Annotated in this window: 19 protein-coding genes and 1 tRNA gene; 9 read left to right on the forward strand and 11 right to left on the reverse strand. The window is 41.8% G+C overall.

The window, feature by feature from the left end; translation table 11 throughout:
- Nucleotides 1–11: 11 nt before the first annotated feature.
- The 3 genes from QUB12_RS13775 (at nt 12) to QUB12_RS13785 (ending at nt 7,884) form a co-directional block, all read left to right on the forward strand.
- Complete coding sequence (locus tag QUB12_RS13775; protein ID WP_333307159.1) at nt 12–4,742, forward strand: Ig-like domain-containing protein; 4,731 nt, start codon at nt 12–14, stop codon at nt 4,740–4,742.
- 9 nt (nt 4,743–4,751) lie between these two features.
- Nucleotides 4,752–6,683 (forward strand): ABC transporter ATP-binding protein, encoded by a 1,932-nt coding sequence (locus QUB12_RS13780; protein WP_333307161.1) that lies wholly within the window; start codon nt 4,752–4,754, stop codon nt 6,681–6,683.
- A 604-nt stretch (nt 6,684–7,287) separates the two neighbouring features.
- Nucleotides 7,288–7,884, forward strand: coding sequence for a Uma2 family endonuclease (locus tag QUB12_RS13785; protein ID WP_333145076.1), 597 nt, complete (start codon nt 7,288–7,290; stop codon nt 7,882–7,884).
- 213 nt (nt 7,885–8,097) lie between these two features.
- On the opposite strand, the gene QUB12_RS13790 is transcribed toward QUB12_RS13785, so the two are convergent.
- Nucleotides 8,098–8,520 (reverse strand): hypothetical protein, encoded by a 423-nt coding sequence (locus tag QUB12_RS13790; RefSeq protein WP_333145077.1) that lies wholly within the window; start codon nt 8,518–8,520, stop codon nt 8,098–8,100.
- A 293-nt stretch (nt 8,521–8,813) separates the two neighbouring features.
- Between QUB12_RS13790 and gnd the strand changes: the two genes are divergently transcribed.
- Nucleotides 8,814–10,268: a decarboxylating NADP(+)-dependent phosphogluconate dehydrogenase gene (gnd, locus tag QUB12_RS13795; protein WP_333145078.1), complete on the forward strand. Its 1,455-nt coding sequence runs from the start codon at nt 8,814–8,816 to the stop codon at nt 10,266–10,268.
- A 34-nt stretch (nt 10,269–10,302) separates the two neighbouring features.
- Here the strand turns inward: gnd and QUB12_RS13800 are convergent, their stop codons facing one another.
- Nucleotides 10,303–10,557, reverse strand: a complete 255-nt coding sequence (locus tag QUB12_RS13800; RefSeq protein WP_333145079.1) for a hypothetical protein — start codon at nt 10,555–10,557, stop codon at nt 10,303–10,305.
- Nucleotides 10,541–10,738: a hypothetical protein gene (locus QUB12_RS13805; protein ID WP_333145080.1), complete on the reverse strand. Its 198-nt coding sequence runs from the start codon at nt 10,736–10,738 to the stop codon at nt 10,541–10,543. Before QUB12_RS13805 ends, QUB12_RS13800 begins: the two co-directional genes overlap by 17 nt.
- Before the next feature lie 225 nt (nt 10,739–10,963).
- On the opposite strand from QUB12_RS13805, the gene QUB12_RS13810 reads away from it, so the two are divergent.
- Nucleotides 10,964–11,443 carry a restriction endonuclease gene (locus QUB12_RS13810; RefSeq protein WP_333145081.1) on the forward strand — a complete coding sequence of 160 codons (480 nt, stop codon included), beginning with the start codon at nt 10,964–10,966 and terminating at the stop codon, nt 11,441–11,443.
- Nucleotides 11,444–11,515: 72 nt separating this feature from the next.
- Entirely contained in the window at nt 11,516–11,806 is a 291-nt protein-coding gene (gene arfB / locus QUB12_RS13815; RefSeq protein WP_445252054.1) for an alternative ribosome rescue aminoacyl-tRNA hydrolase ArfB, read from the forward strand.
- Here the strand turns inward: arfB and QUB12_RS13820 are convergent.
- Nucleotides 11,784–12,956, reverse strand: a complete 1,173-nt coding sequence (locus tag QUB12_RS13820) for an RNA-guided endonuclease InsQ/TnpB family protein (RefSeq protein ID WP_445252055.1) — start codon at nt 12,954–12,956, stop codon at nt 11,784–11,786. The genes arfB and QUB12_RS13820 overlap by 23 nt on opposite strands.
- A 109-nt stretch (nt 12,957–13,065) precedes the next feature.
- Between QUB12_RS13820 and QUB12_RS13825 the strand changes: the two genes are divergently transcribed.
- Nucleotides 13,066–13,272: a peptide chain release factor-like protein gene (locus tag QUB12_RS13825; protein ID WP_333145082.1), complete on the forward strand. Its 207-nt coding sequence runs from the start codon at nt 13,066–13,068 to the stop codon at nt 13,270–13,272.
- A gap of 39 nt (nt 13,273–13,311) precedes the next feature.
- Here the strand turns inward: QUB12_RS13825 and QUB12_RS13830 are convergent, their stop codons facing one another.
- Together QUB12_RS13830 and QUB12_RS13835 are read right to left on the reverse strand one after the other, a co-directional pair.
- Nucleotides 13,312–13,581: a helix-turn-helix transcriptional regulator gene (locus tag QUB12_RS13830; protein ID WP_015176288.1), complete on the reverse strand. Its 270-nt coding sequence runs from the start codon at nt 13,579–13,581 to the stop codon at nt 13,312–13,314.
- 234 nt (nt 13,582–13,815) lie between these two features.
- Nucleotides 13,816–14,097, reverse strand: coding sequence for a helix-turn-helix transcriptional regulator (locus QUB12_RS13835; protein ID WP_333145084.1), 282 nt, complete (start codon nt 14,095–14,097; stop codon nt 13,816–13,818).
- A 359-nt stretch (nt 14,098–14,456) separates the two neighbouring features.
- Between QUB12_RS13835 and QUB12_RS13840 the strand changes: the two genes are divergently transcribed.
- Entirely contained in the window at nt 14,457–15,455 is a 999-nt protein-coding gene (locus tag QUB12_RS13840) for a hypothetical protein (RefSeq protein ID WP_333145085.1), read from the forward strand.
- Between the two features lie 7 nt (nt 15,456–15,462).
- Nucleotides 15,463–15,624 carry a hypothetical protein gene (locus QUB12_RS13845; protein ID WP_333055576.1) on the forward strand — a complete coding sequence of 54 codons (162 nt, stop codon included), beginning with the start codon at nt 15,463–15,465 and terminating at the stop codon, nt 15,622–15,624.
- 1 nt (nt 15,625) lies between these two features.
- On the opposite strand, the gene QUB12_RS13850 is transcribed toward QUB12_RS13845, so the two are convergent.
- The 5 genes from QUB12_RS13850 to QUB12_RS13870 all read right to left on the reverse strand — a co-directional run bounded on the left by QUB12_RS13850 (nt 15,626) and on the right by QUB12_RS13870 (nt 20,511).
- Nucleotides 15,626–15,811, reverse strand: coding sequence for a hypothetical protein (locus QUB12_RS13850; RefSeq protein ID WP_333145088.1), 186 nt, complete (start codon nt 15,809–15,811; stop codon nt 15,626–15,628).
- Between the two features lie 42 nt (nt 15,812–15,853).
- A complete protein-coding gene (locus QUB12_RS13855) occupies nt 15,854–17,215 on the reverse strand; it encodes a hypothetical protein (protein WP_333145089.1) in 1,362 nt (453 codons plus the stop codon).
- A gap of 18 nt (nt 17,216–17,233) precedes the next feature.
- Nucleotides 17,234–19,258 (reverse strand): helicase HerA domain-containing protein, encoded by a 2,025-nt coding sequence (locus QUB12_RS13860; protein ID WP_333145090.1) that lies wholly within the window; start codon nt 19,256–19,258, stop codon nt 17,234–17,236.
- 7 nt (nt 19,259–19,265) lie between these two features.
- Nucleotides 19,266–20,132: a site-specific DNA-methyltransferase gene (locus QUB12_RS13865; protein WP_333300710.1), complete on the reverse strand. Its 867-nt coding sequence runs from the start codon at nt 20,130–20,132 to the stop codon at nt 19,266–19,268.
- 305 nt (nt 20,133–20,437) lie between these two features.
- Nucleotides 20,438–20,511 (reverse strand) — tRNA-Val (locus tag QUB12_RS13870).
- Nucleotides 20,512–20,531 lie beyond the last annotated feature (20 nt).

A 20,531-nucleotide genomic window follows, 5' to 3' on the forward strand; every position in this document is an offset into this window, starting at 1 on the left:
AGAGAAATAGAATGTCTACAAGAATTGAAGAAGTTAAGAAGCAGTTATCTAGTGAAAGTGAGCAAGAAAGACTTGCTGCTTTATCAGAAACTCTCAATTATGGTCAACAAGGTTTAGAACTATTGATTGAACAGTCTATCAAAGATCAATCAGACAGAGTTAAACAATTTGCCTACAGAGTTTTTCGTGGTGATAGTTGTTGCTTGAGGGAAAATACACCTGAAAGCTTAATACCTTCCCCAACAGATGTTATTACTTCTCTGGCAATAAGTCCAGGTAATAGTATTTTAGTAGGAGGGAGTTGGAAAAAGATTTGGGTATGGAATTTGCAAACAGGGGAAATAATTCGTAGTATTGAAGGACATTCGCACTGGGTTTTGTCAGTTGCTATTAGTCCTGATGGCAATACCTTGGTTAGCGGAAGTGCAGATAAAAATATTAAGGTATGGAATTTAAAAACAGGGCAGCTTATTCATACATTAATCGATCTAAGTTGGCATTCTAGTTGGGTTACTGCTGTTGCGATCGCTCCCGATGGAAAAACCATTGTTAGTGGTAGCACCAACAAAACCATCAAAATATGGGACTTAAATACTGGGAAATTAAATGAAACTCTACAAGATCCAAAGGAACTATCTTCTGTTTTGAGCTTATGTATTAGCCATGATGGAAAAGTTATCGCTTGTGGAAGCACTAATAATAAAATTACCTTATGGAATTTGGATAGCGGTAAACTCATACGCAGTATTGAAGGACATTCAGCTTGGATTCAATCTTTAATTATTACTTCAGACAACACAACCTTAATTAGTGGCAGTCGTGATGGTGTTGTAAAATTTTGGCAATCAAAATCTGGAGAACAATCTTCAAATCAATCAGGTTCAGCTTTGGGTAAAGGTTTAGTAGATGTAGCAGCTACTGTCGCAGGGTTTTCATTAGGAGGGCCTATAGCTGTAGGGGCTTGGGTATTAGGTAGAATTATTGTTGCCGCAGCAGATAATGGAGGTGTTTCTGTACTACCTCTTCAAAATTTAGAATGCACCAAGACTTACCCAAATAATCAATCAATTAATTCTCTAGGTTGTAATATCAATCAAAATATACTTGTAGTAGGTGTTTCCAGAGAAATTAAAATCTTTGATTTAAGATATAATTATAATAAAGTCATCTACACTTTACCAGAGCAGCCTGATTTTATTAGCTCTGTAGCAGTTAGTCCTAATGGAAAAACTCTTGCTGTTGCAGGGAAAGATTGGGTAACATTATTGGAACCACAAACAGGAAAACCACTTCATGCTATTAAGGGATGTTCTTATCCAAAATTAAGCAAGATTGTTATTCATGAAATTTCCCAAGCACTCACTTGTGGTCAAGTTCAATATTTTACTGTCCAAGGTTTAGACCAGAATAATAGAGATATCAACCTTAACGATAAAGATGTTGAATGGGAAACTACTGGCGGTAAAATCAAACAAGGTTTATTTACAGCAGGTGAACGGGAAGGAAGATTTGAAGTTAAAGCAAAGATAGGAATTTTTGAGACTTCTGTCACAATTACTATTATTCAGCCCCCTAGAATCACTGAGATTTCTGTTACTCCTTCTAGGATTACTTTAGAGTTTGGTAAAACGCAACAATTTACAGCACAAGTTTTAGATCAACGCAGAAATCCCATGCCGGAAACTGTATTGTGGGAAGTAAGCGGAGGTGGAACGATCGATCAAAATGGCAATTTTGTAGCTGGAAGCGATCGAGGTAAATTTGAAATCATCGCTTCAGTCAGTTCAATTCGTCGAGTTATCCCAATTACGATTATTGAACCTCCGAAGCTAACAGAACTAATTATTATATCGTCAACATCTCAATTAGAGTTTGGGCAGAGTTTTCAGTTTCAAGTTAAAGGAGTAGATCAGTATGGTGACAGCATACAAACTGGGAGAATTACTTGGTCAACAAGTAGCGGCGGTGGAATAATTGACCAAACTGGCTATTTTATAGCTGTCAACAAGCAAGGAAACTTTGAAGTTATCGCTTCAGTTAGTTCAATTCGTCGAGTTATCCCAATTACGATTATTGAACCTCCGAGGCTAGCAGAACTAATTATTACATCCTCAATACCTCAATTAGAGTTTGACCAGAGCTTTCAGTTTGAAGTTAAGGGAGTAGATCAGTATGGTAACAACATACAAGCTGGAAAAGTTACTTGGTCAGCAATTAGTGGAAACATTGATAATCGGGGTGTATTTTATGCGGGCGATCGAGAAGACACTGTTATTATTAAAGCAAGTGTAGGGAGAATTAACACTTGCACAGAAGTTAAAGTTTACGAACCTTCTCGGTTAACATTCATAGAGATTTTACCTTCATCTGTTACTTTAGAGCCAGGAGAAAGCCAAAAATTTAATGTGGTTGCTTTAAATCAACGAGGTGAAGAAATATCTGTCAGCAATATAGAATGGAATGCAACAGAGGGCTTAATCGATCGACATGGCAATTTTTGCAGTGGAGAACAGCAAAAAGGTGCTTGTCAAGTAACCGTCAATGTAGGGCATTTAAGCGCTAATGCTGAAGTTACTGTTACTCCTGTTCTGAGAGGGCTAAAAATATCTCCTGAACAGGTAGAAATTAAACCAGACGAATCATTTACTTTTACTGTAACTGGATTCGATCAAGTCGGCGATCCTTTAGAAATAACGAATGTTAGATGGAACAGTACAACTGGTGGATTAATTACCAATAAAGGAGCTTTTAAAGGCGATTATCAAAAGCGCGAAGTTACTGTCACCGCAAAATTAGGAAAACTTAGTGATACAGCTAAAGTTATCCTCCTACCTGTTTTAAGACGTTTAGAAGTTCAGCCTGGTTTTGTTTATCTTAAATCAAGCGAACAACAAACATTTGTTGTTAAAGGATTAGATCAATTCGGCTTTTCACTCGCGCCCGGTGAGGTTGATTGGGAAACAACCGGAGGTGAAATTGCTCAAGATGGTACATTAAATTTTACCCAGAATGAGCAAGGTTATTTTCAAGTAACTGCAACATCTCAATTAGCTCCGAAGTATACGCAAGATATAAGAAAGCTCTTTTTATATACTGGTATTTCTAGCAGAATAATATCTTACTTAATTTCCTATGAAATGCTGCTCCAAGAAATATTTTCTTTAGATTCAGGCTCAACAGATACCGAGGAAAAATTAGATAATGCAATAGTTGATGAGACACAAGAATTAGATATAAGTACAGATAAATTCGAGGCAATTCAAGAGACGGATACGATAGTAGAAGCTGACGAACAACTAGATATAGAGGTAGATCAAACAACAGATATTGATACAATTGTAGATCCAAATGTATTAGATTTTTATACGGCTTTAGAAGGGTGGTTTTGGAAAAAGCTGCAAAAGCTAGTAGCTAGGGTTTTCTTATCTATCAGTCGTTTCTGTTTGAGTGAGGCGAGTGCAAACTTAAGCGCTTCTGCTGATGTCTTTGTTTTGGCTGTTAAATACAATCCCTATAAATGTTTTAAATGTCTTAATGTCCTTAATGGTCATTTTGATAATGATTTTGATTTTGATTTTCATTTTGATCGTTATCATGGATATTATAGATATCATGAATTGATTCATACTTCTTTGGCTATTACACCAGATGGACAGAGACTTGTTAGTAGTGGTTACTGGGACGATTCCATAAAAATATGGAATTTAAACACTGGAGAATTAATTAGTACACTGGAAGCTCCTCAACACTATATTAACCCTATTGCTATTACTCCAGACGGGCAAACACTTGTTAGTGGTGCGAATAACACCATAAAAATTTGGGATTTAAAGACGAATGAGTTACTACACTCTCTACATTATTCAGATTCAGTTTATTTAGTGGCTATTACACCAGATGGGAAAAAGTTTATTAGTGTTGAAGACAACAACATTATTCAAACATGGGATTTAAACAACCAAGAAATCTTGAAAGCATTTTATATTGATTGGAGTAATACTAACAGGATTGTTATTTCTCCAGATGGACAGAGAATAATTGTAGGAAGTGAAAAAATTATCAAATCCTATGATTTAATAACTGGAAAATTGCGAACTATTATAGGATGTGATTTAGGATGGATTTATGCTTTGGCTATTACACCGGATGGTAAAACACTCATCACTAGCCATAATAACAACACGATTAAAATATGGGACTTAACGAAGGAATCTCCAGGTGTTCGGCTAAGTTTAAAGAGTTCTGCTATAGTGCGGACTCTTACACTTACACCTGATAGTCAAAGAATTGTATCGGTTGGATATGACGATGACGATTATGAGTCGTTTATTGAAATATGGGACTTAAATACTGGAGAAAAATTTCACTCTATAGAAGAGTATTTCAGCAGCCATATAGAAGAGCATTTCATAGACCATATAAAAGAGAGTAGTGTTGCCCAAGTCAGATGTTTAGCCTTTTCAATCCTTAGAGAGAGAGGATTAGATCCAACGCCATCATTAGTTATGCAAGTTATGAAAGTTTTGCAAGCTATGGACAGTGGCATATTGTCACACAGAAAGAGTCATCGAACGCCATCATTAGCTATAGCTATTCAAGTTGTGCAGGAGTACCTAAAAGAGTATTTTTCCCGCGCTAATAGGGTTTCTTGCCTTGCAATTACGCCAGATGGAAAACAAATTATTAGTAGTCACTGTGATGGAACTATTCGTATATGGGGAATACCAGAGTTGAGTCTGTAAGAATAGATCGTGAAAAGCACCTTTGTTATAATATACCGTCCGGGGATGACTAGACCCGACACCTACCCACAAACTATGCAAGCCATCCAAATTACCACCTTCCAAGCTTTGTGGCGCAGCCTCGGCCTGATAATCAAAGCCGCACCAATTGAACTCCGCCATTTAATAATACTCAACATCATCGCCGGTGCTGCCCCATCTGCCGTGCTTTTTTTAGATAAATTAATCATTGATGAAGTATCTCGGTTGCTGTCGCAAACCCAAACAGCACAGCCCCTTGCTTTGATGCTTTCCCGACCAATATTGCTGTGGAGTATTGGCGGAGTCTTAAGTCTTAGGTTAGTCGGCGATGCCCTAGACACAATGAGTTCTTTTGCAGCGACATCTTTGCGCGATCGCGTTCAAGGCTTTGTCGAAGGAAAAGTCCTCGAAAAAGTAGCCAATTTCGACGATATTGCCCTGTTTGAAAACCCGGAACTATTAAATATAGTAGAACTCGCAAAAACCGGAGTATTCAAAATACAGCAACTAGCATTTACCATCAGCATGACCATCACGGGAATTTTTATATTTATTCCATCGATAGGCCTTGCTGCTGCAATAGCTTGGTGGGTGCCAGTGGTGATGTTGATTTCATCCTGTCCCTCAATTTACATCCAAAGAAAATATAGCAAAATTATCTGGAGAGTTCAAAGAAAGCAAGCTAAAATCAGCCGCGAGATGAACTTATCCGCTAGAGTCTTGACGGGCGAAGAATATGCTAAAGAATTGCGTTTGTTTGGCTTGCAGGAACTTTGGCTCAAACGCTGGCAGGATCAGTTTTTGCAATTTTTTAGCGAGATGCAGCAAATCCGAAAAAAAGGAGCAATTGTTTTACTTTTGTGGTCAGTGTTTAGTAGAATCGGAGTAGCTTTGCCATTTGTTTATGTGGTAATGGGAGCTTTGGGTGGTCGCTATACTTTGGGAGATTTGGCGCTGTATTCTGGTTTGATTGTTCAGGTGGAGCAAAGTTTGCAATTACTTATAGGCAATTATGCTAATTTGTACGATATTTCACTCGGTGTTACTCCGATTTTTCAACTTTTGGAACTCAAGCCAGAATTGCAGTCTCCGCTTGTGGATGTGGCATCTCGCCTGCCTAGTTTACCAGATGGCGGGCAAGATGCCCCCCCCACAAAAGATAAAATTGGCATCGAGATTAAGCATCTATCTTTCTGCTATCCCGGTAGCAATAAAAGCACGGTTGAAGATATCAACTTAACCATTAATCCGGGGGAAATGCTAGTGCTTGTTGGTGAAAATGGCGCGGGTAAAACAACCCTTGGCAAACTCCTCGGCCGCCTGTACGACCCGACAAGTGGTACGATCGCCTGGAACGGCAAAGATTTGCGATCGTACTCTCTAGCATACGTGCGATCGCGCATCGCCGTCGTCATGCAAGATTACGCCCGTTTCCCCTCCACAGTTCGCGAAAACGTCGGTTTCGGCGACTTGCTTTCACTGTCAGATGACAGCGCAATTAACGAAGCTATTTCCGAAGCAGGAATTCGCGAAAAAGTCAATAGTCTTTCCGCAGGTTTAGAGACACCGTTGGGGAAACAATTAGAAGACGGCATAGACTTATCGGGGGGACAGTGGCAAAGAATTGCGATCGCCCGCGCCTTAATGCGGCTTTCTACAGCCGAAGTGCTAATTTTTGACGAACCAACCGCCGCCCTAGACCCCAAGACAGAACACGAAATTTACAGCATCTTCCGCCAAATAGCCGCCGGGAAAACAACAATAGTAATCAGTCACAGATTGGGATTAGCAAAAATTGCCGATCGTATCGCCGTGATGGAAAACGGTAAAATAGCAGAAATAGGAACTCACGACGAATTGATCGAATTGGGCGAAATTTACTATTCAATGTTCACCCGTCAAGCTAGCAGCTATATTTAGAGTTAAACCAACAGTCCGCCAGGGGTTAAAACCCCTGTCTCATAGCGAAAGTCGGTTTCAACTCACATCTTGCACCATTCTCAAGAACAGGCAAGATGCCCGTTCCACAAAGAGTGAATTTTGTTGTGGAACAGGCCGAAAAGCCTGTTCATAAAAAGCTTATTGAGAATGGTGCAACATCTCAGTTTCAACCGACTGGGGAGATATTGCAATGCTTGTTCAAAAATGTGTCTTTCAGTCCTCTTTGAGAGGACTTTTGCTATGAGACGGGGGTTTTCAACCCCCGGCGGACTTGTGGGTTAGCATGGGGAATTTGGCGCTGGTGATTGCGATCAATTATCGCGGATTTGCGATCTAATTTCTCTCGTTAGGTGGCGATAAACCGAGTTTCTGCGACAATTTTCAGTGGAGTACGATAAATATCGGAAGAAACCCGGTTCCGGGGATTAGCTGCGTGGCGAGAAACCGGGTTTCTGCCACAATTTTCCGCCTCGCACGAGAAATATCGGAAGAAACCCGGTTTCTGAGCGTGCGATATTTTTGAGAAAATTGTCAGAAAGTGCGAGTTATAATAAAACCAACCTAGTTGGCGATAATATCAACGATGGAAACTATAACCCTCAACCTACCTGCATCCGTCGCTTTAACCGACGAACAATTTTATCAATTGTCCATCGCTAATGAAGAGTGGCGATTAGAACAAACCCCCGAAGGAGAACTAATTATTATGCCTCCAACAGGCGGCGAAAGCGGCATCAGAAATTCGGATTTGACTACAGACCTAAATTTGTGGAATCGTCAGACTCGATTGGGAAAAGTCTTTGACTCTTCCACTGTCTTTCAATTACCCAACGGTGCGAAGCGTTCCCCTGATGCTGCTTGGGTACTCCTAGAACGTTGGGAAGCATTATCCGCAGAAGATAAGCGCAAATTTCCTCCCCTGTGCCCGGACTTTGTAATAGAATTGCGTTCCCAAACTGATTCCCTAGAAACATTGCGGGCTAAAATGCGGTATTATCGAACTAACGGCTGTCGCTTAGGTTGGCTAATTGACCCGCAAACGCCTTTAGTAGAAATCTATCGGTTGTCTGAAGAGGTAGCAGAAGTGATTAATTTCTCTTTTGACCAACCGCCTACACTTTCGGGTGAAGATGTACTTCCCGGATTTCTTCTAGATATTACACCTATTCTCAATCCTTGAATCTCGCTCCATTTTCTTTAGTTGGTTGGCAAGAAACCGGGTTTCTGCGACAATTTTTGGTTGAGTACGAGAGATATAGGAAGAAACCCGGTTTCTGGGATTCACTGCGTGGCGAAAAACCGGATTTCTGCGACAATTTTTGGTTGAGTACGAGAAATAAGGGAAGAAACCCGGTTTCTGAGATGAGCCTCCATCCACAAAAATGATGAGCAATTATCTCCCCGTTAGAGTATCCGCATAAGGATCGGGCAAAGCTTGCTGCACCTCCAAAAGCGGCAAAGGATCTCCAGTCAACGGTTGGCTAATCAAATTTTTTTTTAGCCCATCCCCCCGGCGATCGCGCTCTTGCAGCTTCAGCAATTCCTCTTGATAAACAGCAACAATTCGCCCTAAACTCAGCACCAAATCATCCCAATTATCATCTCCCACCAACTTCTCAGAAATTCCCTCAAATAACTCTCCCGCTTGCCTTTTTTGGACATAAGCTTTCAAAAGCTTTCCCGACTTTTGCAAAACGGCCTGATAAATATCCCCATCAGACCACCACAGCCCCTGTTGACTCAGCAGCCAAGTCAAAATATACTCGCGAGCGTGTTGCTCCTTCACCCAGGCCGCGAGATACTGCAAATCTTCCATAGTTACAACAGTCTCCTAAATTTTCCTCAAAATGTCCGCTTGTTTGTATCTACCGTTACCGCGATCGACATAATACCTGCCTTATCATCACCTGCCCGCGTCATTAATATCCCTTAAATCTTAAAAAAACCCTACTGATTTACCAAACAGCAATTCTGAGAATATAAAAATAAACCTAAACCTCCTAGGTCTATTGTCCAATACTTTTAGTCCACCGGAAAGCGCTACACCCCGCCTCGCTTTCCTCTCTCGCAAATCAATCCTCAAGCGGGAACAACCAGCGGGTTATTAGCATGACAAAGCAAAATTTTGGTTTAATCGGTCTAGCAGTGATGGGCGAGAACCTCGCCCTCAACGTCGAAAGCAGAGGCTTCTCCGTGGCTGTGTACAACCGCACAGCAGCTAAAACCGACGACTTCATGGCCCTACGCGCCCCCGGCAAGAACATTGTAGCCGCCAAGACTCTGACAGAATTCGTCGATGCCCTAGAAACCCCGCGCCGAATCTTAGTCATGGTGCAAGCTGGGAAACCCGTAGATGCCGTCATCGACCAGCTCAAACCCATGCTGTCACCGGGCGACATGATTATTGACGGTGGCAACTCGCTCTACGACGACACCGAACGCCGCACCAAAGATTTAGAATCGATGGGACTGGGATTTGTCGGCATGGGCATCAGCGGCGGCGAAGAAGGCGCGCTGAATGGTGCTAGCTTGATGCCCGGTGGCACGCAAACAGCTTACGGCCTACTAGAGCCAATTCTCACCAAAATTGCTGCTCAAGTAGATGACGGCCCCTGCGTGACTTTCATCGGCCCTGGTGGCGCTGGTCACTACGTGAAGATGGTTCACAACGGCATTGAGTACGGGGATATGCAGCTCATTGCTGAAGCCTACGATTTGCTCAAAAACGTTGGTGGATTGGACGGCAAGCAGTTGCAGGAAGTTTTTGCCGAATGGAATACCACAGACGAACTCAACTCGTTTTTGATTGAAATTACGGCTAACATTTTCAAGTACAACGACCCGGAAACTAAGCAACCCTTAGTTGAGGTAATTATGGACGCAGCCGGTCAAAAAGGTACCGGCCGCTGGACGGTAATGAGTGCTTTGGAATTGGGCGTGAGCATTCCCACAATTATTGCTGCTGTGAATGCCAGAATCATGTCTTCTTACAAAGACGAGCGCATCAAAGCTTCCCAAGAACTAACCGGGCCTAGCGGCAAGTACGAAGGCGATACTAAAGAGTTTGTGAACAAAGTCCGGGATGCGCTTTACTGCTCGAAGATTTGCTCCTACGCGCAAGGCATGGCGCTGTTGAGCGCGGCATCGAAGTCGTACAACTATGACTTGAGTTTGAGCGAAATTTCCCGAATTTGGAAGGGTGGTTGTATTATTCGGGCTGGATTTTTGGACAAGATTAAAACAGCTTTCAAGGACGATCCCACGTTGCCGAATTTGCTGTTAGCGCCGGAGTTCAAACAGAGCATTCTCGATCGCCAATCGGCTTGGCGAGACGTGTTAGCTACTGCTTGCCAACTGGGGATTGCAGTGCCAGCATTTAGCGCCTCGCTGGACTATTTTGATAGCTACCGACGCGAAAGATTGCCACAAAACCTCACGCAAGCTCAGCGTGATTATTTTGGGGCTCACACCTACGAACGCACCGACAAACCGCGCGGTGAATTCTTCCACTCTGAGTGGACGCAGACTGCTAAAGAGTCGCTGCAAACTGGTACTACCGACTAATTAATTTTTGTAGGGTGCGTTTCGGCGCACCTTACTAATTATTCTGGGGTTGCAAATTGTTTTGACGTTTGTTTTGGAGATAGGTTTTAATATATTCGTCGTTAAAGAGCGATCGGGCGATCGTCAGTGCTTCTTGTCTTTCTGCGTCTGTCATGTAATCATCGCCTTTTATACCTGATGGCGGGTGTCGAGGATCGCCGCCTGCATCGAGGAATCGCTGACGTGCGATCGCCATTAATTCTCCTAATCTGCGGTCTTGCTCTCTTCTAATATCATGCGGTTTCGTCATAGTCTTCAAGCTCGTCTATACGAACAATCTCGCCACTTTGTAGTATAGCAGCCCTTGGTAACGCTCGACTAGGGGTTTCGATGTACCAAAAGCCTTTTTCTTCATCATATATTCTCCAGATCAGCAAGTCGAGAGTTTCCAGGGCATTGATAATTAAGTATTGGACTCCTGATGATGGCATAGGTCGATGTGTAGTTGAGCCAATTGGCTATTGTATCACCCATTGATGACAAAAATTTCAGTTATCATTGATTGTATCCCTGCACCTATTATCAATTCTCATAAATTCAGAGTTTCCCTAGATAATCAGTAATTAAGATCACAATGTGCTTGTGATATGGGTAGATAACTATACTGAGTAAATCGGGTACGCTCGTAAATACTTCTTTAAACTAAATATAATCTTATGTTAGATTTTATATTAGTAGCCGCTATCGTTTTCGCTGCGGTAAATATGATTTGGGAATGGGTAGATACCTGGAAAGAAGAAGAGCCAAGAAAATGTTTATCAGACAGTGGTATTCTGGAAGTAGATGAAATGACTGGCAAAGAGTTTGAAAAATTTCTAGCTTTCCATTTTATTAACTGTGGTTATATTGTTAATTTAACTAAACATAGTCAAGATTATGGAGCCGATCTAATTTTGTACAAAGATGGCTCAAGAACGGTGGTTCAAGCAAAAAGAACCAAAAGACCAGTTGGTATTAAAGCAGTTCAAGAAGTAGCAGGAGCGGTTAGATATTACAAAGGAAATAAAGCCATAGTAATCACCAACAACAGATTTACAAAAAATGCTTACAACCTTGCTGAATCTAACGACATAGAATTATGGGATAGAAAAAGACTCATGGAATTCATCCTGATAGCTAAGAATTGTAGTAAATAACTTATCTACCAAAGTAAGTTATATATAAAAGATGCACTGCTTTCCCGGTATATTTAATCTCACTGCTCAATCATGCTACAAATTTCTAATACAGTGTTCATAGACGATCGCGAAATCGAGATTAGTGCGATTCGCTCTCAAGGCGCGGGGGGGCAAAATGTCAATAAGGTCGCGAGTGCGATTCACTTGCGCTTTGATATCCCAGCTTCCTCATTGCCCGATCGCTACAAGGAGCGTTTGTTGCAAATCAACGACCAGCGCATCACCTCCGAAGGTGTGATTTTGACACTCCTCGACTATCAGGTACGAGGATTCTTTCTTCGCAGGGATTCCGACGAATTTACTTGCAAGAAAGCATCTTGACCGTATGCCCTACGGCTGCAAGTCCTCGAATAAGAACTACTTGTGCGGCTGCAACATCTCGGTCTGTTGTATAGCCACAATTGGAACATGAATGAATACGCTCTGACAGTTCTTTCTTGCCTGTCTCCAAACCACAACTAGGACAAATTTGGCTGGTTTTACGAGCATCTACCTTTTGAAAATACACACCGTATTTAAAACAGGTTTGCTCTAAAATCGCAAAAAACTGTCCCCAGCTTGCATCCAAGCAATGTTTTCCTAGCATAGCTTTAGACAAACCAACCAGGTTCAAGTCCTCGACAAAAACCATCCCCACGTCTTTGCAGAGTTGGTGAGACAATTTCCAGTGCCAATCTTTTCTACAGTTAGCGACGTACTCATGCAATTTGGCAACTTTCTTCTGGGCTTTTTTCCAATTATTTGAGCCTAACTTTTTCCTACTGACACGTTTTTGCAGCAATTTAAGCTTGCACTCTGCATCAGCAAAAAACTTTTGGCGTTTAACTAAAAGACCATTGGAAGTTGCTATGAAGTTAGTTAATCCAACATCAACGCCTAACGCTTCACCGTGTGGCATAACTGACGGTACGGAAACATCCCATTGCAGGGTTAGCATCACGTACCAACCACTTGCCTTGCGAACTATTCTCGCTTGCTTAATATTTGCGCCATCAGGGATAGGACGCGATTGATGAAATTTAACGAACCCAATCTTAGGGAGTTTTAGTACCCCGTTGTTGACAGGATTGACACCCAGTTGCGGAAAAACAAAAGATCGCATTGCTCCCGCTTTTTTGAAACGAGGGAAACCGTGCTTTTGCTCCCACATACTCACGAACGCTTTTTCAAGCCTTCTCAAGGTTTGCTGTAGAACGTGTACGGCGACGGCACACAAAGCAGGTATGTTTGCCCTAGCTGCGGTTAAGCTTTTGCACTGACTGGCATAAGTTGGGCGCTTTGTTTCGGCCCGAATGATGAACTCAGAACGGATAGAACAAGCGTTAACTTGGCAACTGCGAGACTGAAACCAATGCTTGCGCTCTGCTAGCGCGTAGTTATAGACGCAGCGACACTGTTCCAGCCAATCTTCAAAGAAGGCTACTTGTGCTGCGGTTGGTTTCAATTTGAACTCGTAAGTTAAGTTAAACATTTTTTCTATCCTCCTGCCCTAATGATAGTGTCGTGACTAAGGGCTAACTCGATTATTCACAAGTCTTAATTAAAGTCGCCCTATAAGGGCGAGGCTTGCACCCAGATCCTTGGTCATCAAGGCTCAGGAACACCGCAGCCAGGAACAAAACCGGGAGGAGGCTTTGAGACGGCTGCAAGAACTCATTAAAAGTGCGATCGTCATACCGAAACCGCGCAAACCCAGCAAAGCAACTCGTAGTTCCCAGCGCAAGCGTCTCGACAGCAAAACCAAGCGAGGGCAGATTAAAGCTATGAGAGCGAAAATTACGGATTGATCGATGAAAGGTCGATCGGGCTTTTTGACTTTTTAGTTGTCAGTCGGGATTTGGTGGGCCTAAGTCGTTCGGTAAATCGTTAAGCGTTTTTCCCAAAGCTTTGCAAAGAGCTTTCATTTGAGCAATGGTGAGTTCTGGTTGGTCTAGTCCTCGCTCCCAGTTACTGATTGCTTGTTGGCTTAGGGTTTTTGCGCCCGTTTTGTCGGGAATTTGCTTTGCTAAAGCTGCTTGCGATAAACCCACAGCCTCCCGCAAGATTTGCAGTGCTGGTATATCTTTGGACTCTTGAGTTTGTTTCTTTCGGGGCATATCATAGGAAACTTACAAGCAGACTTGTTGACAACCGAGTTGTTTACAAGTATCCTTGTTAAAGATAGAGACAACACAAAGGCGGCTCCTTTAGCCGGACGGTGGAAACGCTTTGGTTTAGCGAGCTGCCTTATTTGTAGTTTCTACCCATTATGCCTGCATACCCTTAGTATTTTCCGGGCTTGGGTGCATGACTCAAGCCCCTTTCCCTAGACTTTTCCGAACCCCTGCGGGTTAGTTATCGTTCGGCGAGTGCGATCTTATCAAAGGGATATCGTCAGGGATGTTGGAGATATCGATGCGTAGCAATCTAGCCACGGTTTTGGGCGAAAGCTTTAACTCCCGGCATAGGGCGAAGAAATTATCCGCCCGTGGCATTTTCCGACAATTAACCCAGGAGTTCACTGTATTTAGAGAAACTCCTAGGTTTCGGGCTAGTTGTTCCTGAGTAGCTTCAGCCAATTGGATAGCTTCTTGAATAGTTTCTGGCTTGAGATAGTCTATATCTTGATTCATTCAACTAAAGTTATACAACTTTAGTTGACAAAGAGGAGCTTTCCAACTAAAGTTGTAAGTGACGGACATGACAGAAGACGGTCGGGCGAGCCTACTTTCGTCAAAATGCAGGTTGGAAGAACCGCCGGATTTTTCGTGTCTATCAATTGTGCTTGCATACCCAAGCGTATTTTCGGGGGTTGGGCGCATACCTCAAGCCCCTTTTTTCTCAACGCCGAGGAGGTGGTGCCATGTAAAAGGTCGATCGACCTCACAAGAGTGCCCAACTCAAAATTGTATCAAAGATCCAGACCAAAACTTCAACTTTGCGATCGCACAACTTCCGTGCTATCGTGCCATTTCTCGAACCATTCCCGATCATGCCCACATCCATTGACAACTTCTACCTAGGCGATGTCGCCTCCAACTTTCACTTTGCAGGCCCGCTGCTAGACTTTGAAGAAGAAATCCAGAATCAATCTCCCTTTCACGATTTAGACTACCTGACAGGCGAAATTAAAAGGGGATTCCTAGACTACGTGCGTCAAGGAATCATGCTGGACGCCATCCGAAAGCTGCGATTGTACAAAGACAAGTTCAAAACTTTTAAAAGTTACTGCGAACAAGCATTAGGTAGGCAGTATTTTTACTGCACACAAATTATCAAAGCTGCGAGCATTTGCCTGCGCTTAATTAAAGCAGGATTTGAGATTTTGCCTAGCTGCGTTGCTCAAGTTGTGCCTTTGTTCAAACACGCAATTACCGACCAATACGGCGACTGTCGTTTACAGGAAAAGTGGCAAGAAGTTGTCGATGTCATACCCAAAGAAAGGATTACCGCAGTAACTATTGCCGAAACCGTTGACAACAATCCCAACCTCCGGCTCAAACAAATTCGCATTAAAACCGACACCTACGCCCTTTTAACGAAAAAAGCAGCCGCAGCCGGACTGTCAATTTCGGAATTTTTGGCAAGGTTGGTTGGCGAATACAATCCCAGAAATTCAGACCAGCCAGCGGAACATACTCCCGAACAAGAGGAGATTTTAGACCAATTAGACGCGGAGTTTAAGAAGCCTGCCACGGAACAGACTGCAACTTCTGCCCCAGGAAAAGTTAAGTCTAAAGGTTTTGGAGTGAAAGTTGAGCCTAAAGGTGGTAAAACGGAAGTGAAGGCGAAAACTTCGGAAAGGGAAGTTAAGGCAAAAACTTCGGAAGGTGAAGTTAAGTTCAAAAATCGGCAAACTGAAATCCAAGCCGAGAAACAGTCGAATTCATTTAATGAGAAAAATCATGAAGTCATCTGCCCAAAATCCTATCATGCGTCAACTGAAATTAATGGAGGCTCAACTGAACGAAATTCAGTGCCACCTTATTAAAGCCAGTGTGTTGAATTGGTGGCAAATAGTTTTGCCTGACGGTCAGAAAATTGCGATCGAGCACGCGGGCGGCGGACACTGGATTTTTCGGGCTAACGGGCTTGAGAAATTTCATCCAGAAGTGCGGCTAGCGGTGTTAAGGGCGATCGCCGAAGGCTGTCGCCGATAAGTTACGGGTAAGGACACGGCATCACAGCCGTGTCCCGGAAGGGGCTGGTAGGCGATCGATCTGATTTCATATCATTTGGGGATGCAGGGGGGCGATCGACATTAGTTGCGATTGCGATCGGAAATACAAATCGAATCAAAGTCTCCGTTATATGAGAAATCTCAGCAGTGTACTCCTGAACTCGCACAATCTTCCACCCCCTGTCTGTCCAAGGACAAGTATAAAATTTTTATCCATTAACATTCTTACTAGCAAATTTTTGAAGAATCCTCTGGCTAGGATGAGCGGACAAGCTAACTAACTTATTAACAAGTGCCACTGGGAAAAGAGCAGAATCATACATATCACAGCGTAAACCTTCTACGTTGTCTAGTATTACCTGTAAGTTAGGCAAATCAGTAGAGTTTGGAGTTTTCTTAAGTTTACGAACAGGCATGGAAACAACGTGCATCTGCCCTCCTCTAGCCTTAAAAATAACCTTGTGTCCATAGTTGCTCGTATAAGCATAGGGATTGTTAGGATCTCCTGTACCTGGTAAGATGTAGCGGTAAATGTAATCATCATTAAGAATGACTGCCTGGCCCGGCTTTAGCTTCTCTTGGATTTCATGGGCATGATCCACAAAAGCACCACTTTTCTCTAAACCAGCTAATAGAATATTATGCTTATCTAGAAGCCAATTAACCAAATCATTCATTGGGTCATGTAGTAAAGCTGTTTGCCCAAAAAATCCAGTTGATCCATCTTTGATAAAAAGAACTTTTTTGAGAATTTCTGGTTGACTACGTAGCAACTGACGGATTAGATGAATGATAATTATATGTTCGATAACATTCAGTAAATAACCCAAAATTCCCGCCGCTCCGGTTTCCTCGTCAATAACTTCATGGAGCCTAAAAATATCAGTTAAATGAATTTTTCCTCCGGTTTCTGGACATTTAAACATATAATTTGCCATATCTCTCTCTGACAAAACAACTTGATTCCCGACTGGACTTAAGGGGTTAGTTGCTAAATTCCAGCGTTTATCCTTTTCGGTTTTATTTCCTTGTTTATAGCGACGGAATATAAACCACGCCAGAGTATCTACTAAGCTATGTTTTTCGCTTAAATTATTATTACTGAAAAACTCGAATATCGCCGTAAGAACAGTGGCTTTGAGAGTATTTTTATCCTTAAAGCAAAGATTCTTGGTTGGCAGAGCTAGTTTTAATCGTTCAATATTTCTAAGCTTTGCCATATCTTCTGGAGCAATAAAAGCAGCAGCATCAATTTTGGCAAGATCCTCCATCTCAAAATAGAGTGCGCCAAACTGTAGAAAGTGCATTGTTTGTGAAGGAAATCCCTTATCCAGAATAACCTCCGTATAACCGCCATCCACAGCAATAACCGCCTCTACAGGGTTATTTTGAGGAGGAGCAAAATCTACAGTCATATCTATTAATGAAATACCAGCATCTTTTGGAGGCTTATAAATACGCTCCATTGTGCTTTGAACTTCAGGGTCGTTAATGATGTGATGATGCGAAGCCTTACTCGCACCCTCAAAAGGTCGCCGATTGTTTTTACTGGTATATCCCATATTTTTCAAAAAGTCTCGTAAAGTAAGCTAATTTTCAGGGGGAAAGCGATCTATCTGGACTGGAATAACAAAGGGGTTGCTGTAGGTTTTCATCCGCACAAAACCTTTGTCGGTGTCTTGGCTGAAGCGAATTAGGCTTTCAGTGAAGTCACTGAAGTCATAATACTTTCTTAGCTCTTTAATCTCATCCTCGTTGTTCAAATGAGAAATAAACCAGTTTTGAGTCGCTTTAAGGATGTTACTACTAATCGAGCTAACTTCTTGAGTAGCATAAACTAAACCGAGGTTCAGTTTTGCTCCTTCTTTTGCCAGCCTGTTATAGATTTGCGATAAATCTTTATCATCTTTCTTAGGGAATAGATTGTGAGCCTCTTCAAAGTAAAACTGGATGAAATTATTTGGATGAGTGCTGGTAAAACGATTAATCGCATCAGCAAAAATACATTGACAAATTTTTTCGCTAAACATTACTTGTATCTCAGGATTGCCGAGGGAAAGGTCAACAATGACTATCTTTCCTTGTCGTAGATTACTTAAAATATCCTGGTCAAACGGTTTTTGAACGGTACTGGTATGTTGCTCGCGAATCGGATTAAGAATACGAAACCCAGAAACGTTAGCATTTCCACCCGATCTACTTTTACGAGTGAGCATCACTAGCAAAGCTTTTAAATCCTCGTCGGCCCATTCGTACCCTTTTTGTCGTCTATAATTAGAGAAAACTTGATCAGGATCTTCGTCATAAACATCCCAAAACATTTCCCACCAGTTTGCAGCTTGATCCAAATTCAACCCTGAATTGGGATCAACATTTTCTTGTACAATATTACGAACATCCTGATTGGCCGTAAAACAGACTGGAGGGAAATTAGATGGAGCTTTAAAATTGGCTCGATATAGGCAACACAGATAAACTGCGACTCGGCGATCGTACCGTGCTTTAGCAGATCTATTAGTAGCATAATCTTCTGGTCGAGTAAAATCTATGGATGTAAAACTTCTTATATAGTTGCTGCTATTATTTGCAACACTAGGATAGCTTCTAATTAGTCCAAAACCATTTTCAATTTCCCGATAAAAATTTACTTTCATTTCCAAAAAGTCTGGTTTTGGTACAGTCGAGTATCGAACTGTCTGGTTTTGATATAAATCAAAAATTGCAGTTCCCTGATCCTGTAAGTTTGGGTTGGCATATTCACCGTTAATGTCAAATATAATCTGCCCAATGGGATACTTAGGATTATTATCCTCTGTAAGATTATTAAGGACTTCCTCTGGAGTTTCTTTTCTTTCGTCTAGCTTCAGTGGTGCGTTGTTGCTCATGTCAACACAAGCCTGAATAATCTTCTTAACCGTGTTGGATTTACCTGTTCGAGTCATACCAAAAAGAGCTGTCCGTTTTCCGGCAAAATCTGGCGCTTGGACATACACAGGAACTTCCTGTTCAGTTTGCTGAAAGCGACGGCTGGAACTGTAGCGAACTTTTCCAATTTTGATATCTCCAGATCCTCCAGGAGAGCCGTTTTCTCTATAGTTAACAATCGCCTTTAAGATATCAGATGATGGTTTAATTACTGAGTAATTATGGGCGCTATAGAAGTTTTCTAAGTCAGCACCGAAGCGAGTTATTCCATCTATATCAACGTAGAAAGATCCTAGAACCGAACACTCTAGCCCACTGAAAGAAAATTCGTAACGAGTAAAAGTATCTAGCTGGGAGTGTTTATTCTCTCCTGTTTTAATATCATCCTTGTAATATTCCACCATACTACTAATAACGTTTTGGTCAGTTGGTAGCTTACTTGGTTGAATAACACGAAGAAGAATTGCTTCGCCATTATTTTTGTTGTCAAGTTCGTTGTCATAGTAAGCCAGAAGGAAGCAACCTTGAGGAATGCCTTTAGCTCTCTGCTTCCAAGCATCGGCTACTAAAATTTCTGCTTTATTATAGCTAAGTCGGAAGGGACGACCAACAAAAAATCCCGTATCCCAATCTCCATTTGACTTGCGCTTAAAAACTTTAGTCTGTGTGAGTTGTTGGCTAATGCTCATGATGTTATTACTGATGTTGGTTGGTAAGGGCAGGATCTTGAAAGCGAATTCTAGACTGTTCTACATATTTTTCCTCAGCATCTATGGCTATCCATTTACGATCTAGTCGAGCTGCGGCATATCCAGTAGTATTACTTCCCGCAAAAGGGTCTAGGACTAAATCTCCCGAGTCTGTTAGAAATTCAATAAAAAAAGCCGCTAGACCCATTGGCATCCTAGCAGGATGAGGAGTAATTCCTTTTTTTTTACAAGTTTGTGAAAAGAAATCATTAGAGTTACTATTGGAAAAAGAAAAACCATTTGGTAAGTGAGGTAAGCGAACTTGTCTGTTATCGTCCATATTTTCTAGTTCAAATAAGTTATGAGCAATAGAGCCTCCGCAGTCTCTTAGAAAACTTGTTTCACCAATTTTATGTTGAGAAGGTCTTTTACCTGAATTATAGCGTCCTGTGGAAAGGAGATATTTCATACGTTCACTATAAGGACGCAAAACTTTAGAGTTGTTTGCTTTTGGGAAATCACTTTTAGCAATCCACCAAAGGCGAGTATAACTATCTACAGTTCTAATTCGCTTAACTGTAACCCAGTGAGCTGGGGAGGGAAGCCTGGATGGATTATAGCAGACGAACTCTTGTATTAAACGAAGTTGACATTCGGGATGAGAAACAAAATTCAATAGAGATTTTAAAGGTAGTAAAGATTGAACAGGACGGCCTGGTTCCCAACTGTTACCAAGTTCAATAACAATAGAGCCATCGTCTGTCAGCATTTCAGCAAAGATTGGTGCTAACTCAGTAAACCACTTAAGATATTCATCTCCTAACATATTGCCATAGCTTTTTTTACTATTAAGAGGAAAAGGTGGAGATGTCATAATTAGATTGACTTGACCGTTTAGCTCTTGACAAGAGGGAGTCTTAAGTATGTGTTCACTTTTGCCAACGTAATAGCGACCAGAGTTAGTTTCTTGAGCTGGGGACACCAAATTATTTCCTTACTTGTGTTACTGAGTGTATCGAAAGGATCTTCAGGGTTTACAACGTCTTCTGTATGAAATTTATTTTACAGAAGCGGGCCATAAAACATTTATTTAATTATAAAGCGTTATCAGTGACAAATAATTTGTCAGTGTACAGTTGTAGAAACAAGAAAACCCGCTTGTTGGGCGGGTTTTAGGTATGGACACAACTGGACTCGAACCAGTGACCCCTACGATGTCAACGTAGTGCTCTAACCAACTGAGCTATGCGTCCTCACGAATTCCTAATGTAGC

Source organism: Microcoleus sp. B7-D4 (assembly GCF_036705125.1).
In the GTDB taxonomy this organism is placed as follows: domain Bacteria; phylum Cyanobacteriota; class Cyanobacteriia; order Cyanobacteriales; family Microcoleaceae; genus Microcoleus.

Excerpts from the sequence above, each read along its gene's own strand:
- QUB12_RS13775 (WP_333307159.1), top strand. The coding sequence starts at position 12 with ATGTCTACAAGAATTGAAGAAGTTAAGAAGCAGTTATCTAGTGAAAGT.
- QUB12_RS13785 (WP_333145076.1), top strand. The coding sequence starts at position 7,288 with ATGGAAACTATAACCCTCAACCTACCTGCATCCGTCGCTTTAACCGAC.
- QUB12_RS13790 (WP_333145077.1), bottom strand. The coding sequence starts at position 8,520 with ATGGAAGATTTGCAGTATCTCGCGGCCTGGGTGAAGGAGCAACACGCT.
- gnd (WP_333145078.1), top strand. The coding sequence starts at position 8,814 with ATGACAAAGCAAAATTTTGGTTTAATCGGTCTAGCAGTGATGGGCGAG.
- QUB12_RS13800 (WP_333145079.1), bottom strand. The coding sequence starts at position 10,557 with ATGACGAAACCGCATGATATTAGAAGAGAGCAAGACCGCAGATTAGGA.
- QUB12_RS13805 (WP_333145080.1), bottom strand. The coding sequence starts at position 10,738 with ATGCCATCATCAGGAGTCCAATACTTAATTATCAATGCCCTGGAAACT.
- QUB12_RS13810 (WP_333145081.1), top strand. The coding sequence starts at position 10,964 with ATGTTAGATTTTATATTAGTAGCCGCTATCGTTTTCGCTGCGGTAAAT.
- arfB (WP_445252054.1), top strand. The coding sequence starts at position 11,516 with ATGCTACAAATTTCTAATACAGTGTTCATAGACGATCGCGAAATCGAG.
- QUB12_RS13820 (WP_445252055.1), bottom strand. The coding sequence starts at position 12,956 with ATGTTTAACTTAACTTACGAGTTCAAATTGAAACCAACCGCAGCACAA.
- QUB12_RS13830 (WP_015176288.1), bottom strand. The coding sequence starts at position 13,581 with ATGCCCCGAAAGAAACAAACTCAAGAGTCCAAAGATATACCAGCACTG.
- QUB12_RS13835 (WP_333145084.1), bottom strand. The coding sequence starts at position 14,097 with ATGAATCAAGATATAGACTATCTCAAGCCAGAAACTATTCAAGAAGCT.
- QUB12_RS13840 (WP_333145085.1), top strand. The coding sequence starts at position 14,457 with ATGCCCACATCCATTGACAACTTCTACCTAGGCGATGTCGCCTCCAAC.
- QUB12_RS13860 (WP_333145090.1), bottom strand. The coding sequence starts at position 19,258 with ATGAGCATTAGCCAACAACTCACACAGACTAAAGTTTTTAAGCGCAAG.
- QUB12_RS13865 (WP_333300710.1), bottom strand. The coding sequence starts at position 20,132 with ATGACATCTCCACCTTTTCCTCTTAATAGTAAAAAAAGCTATGGCAAT.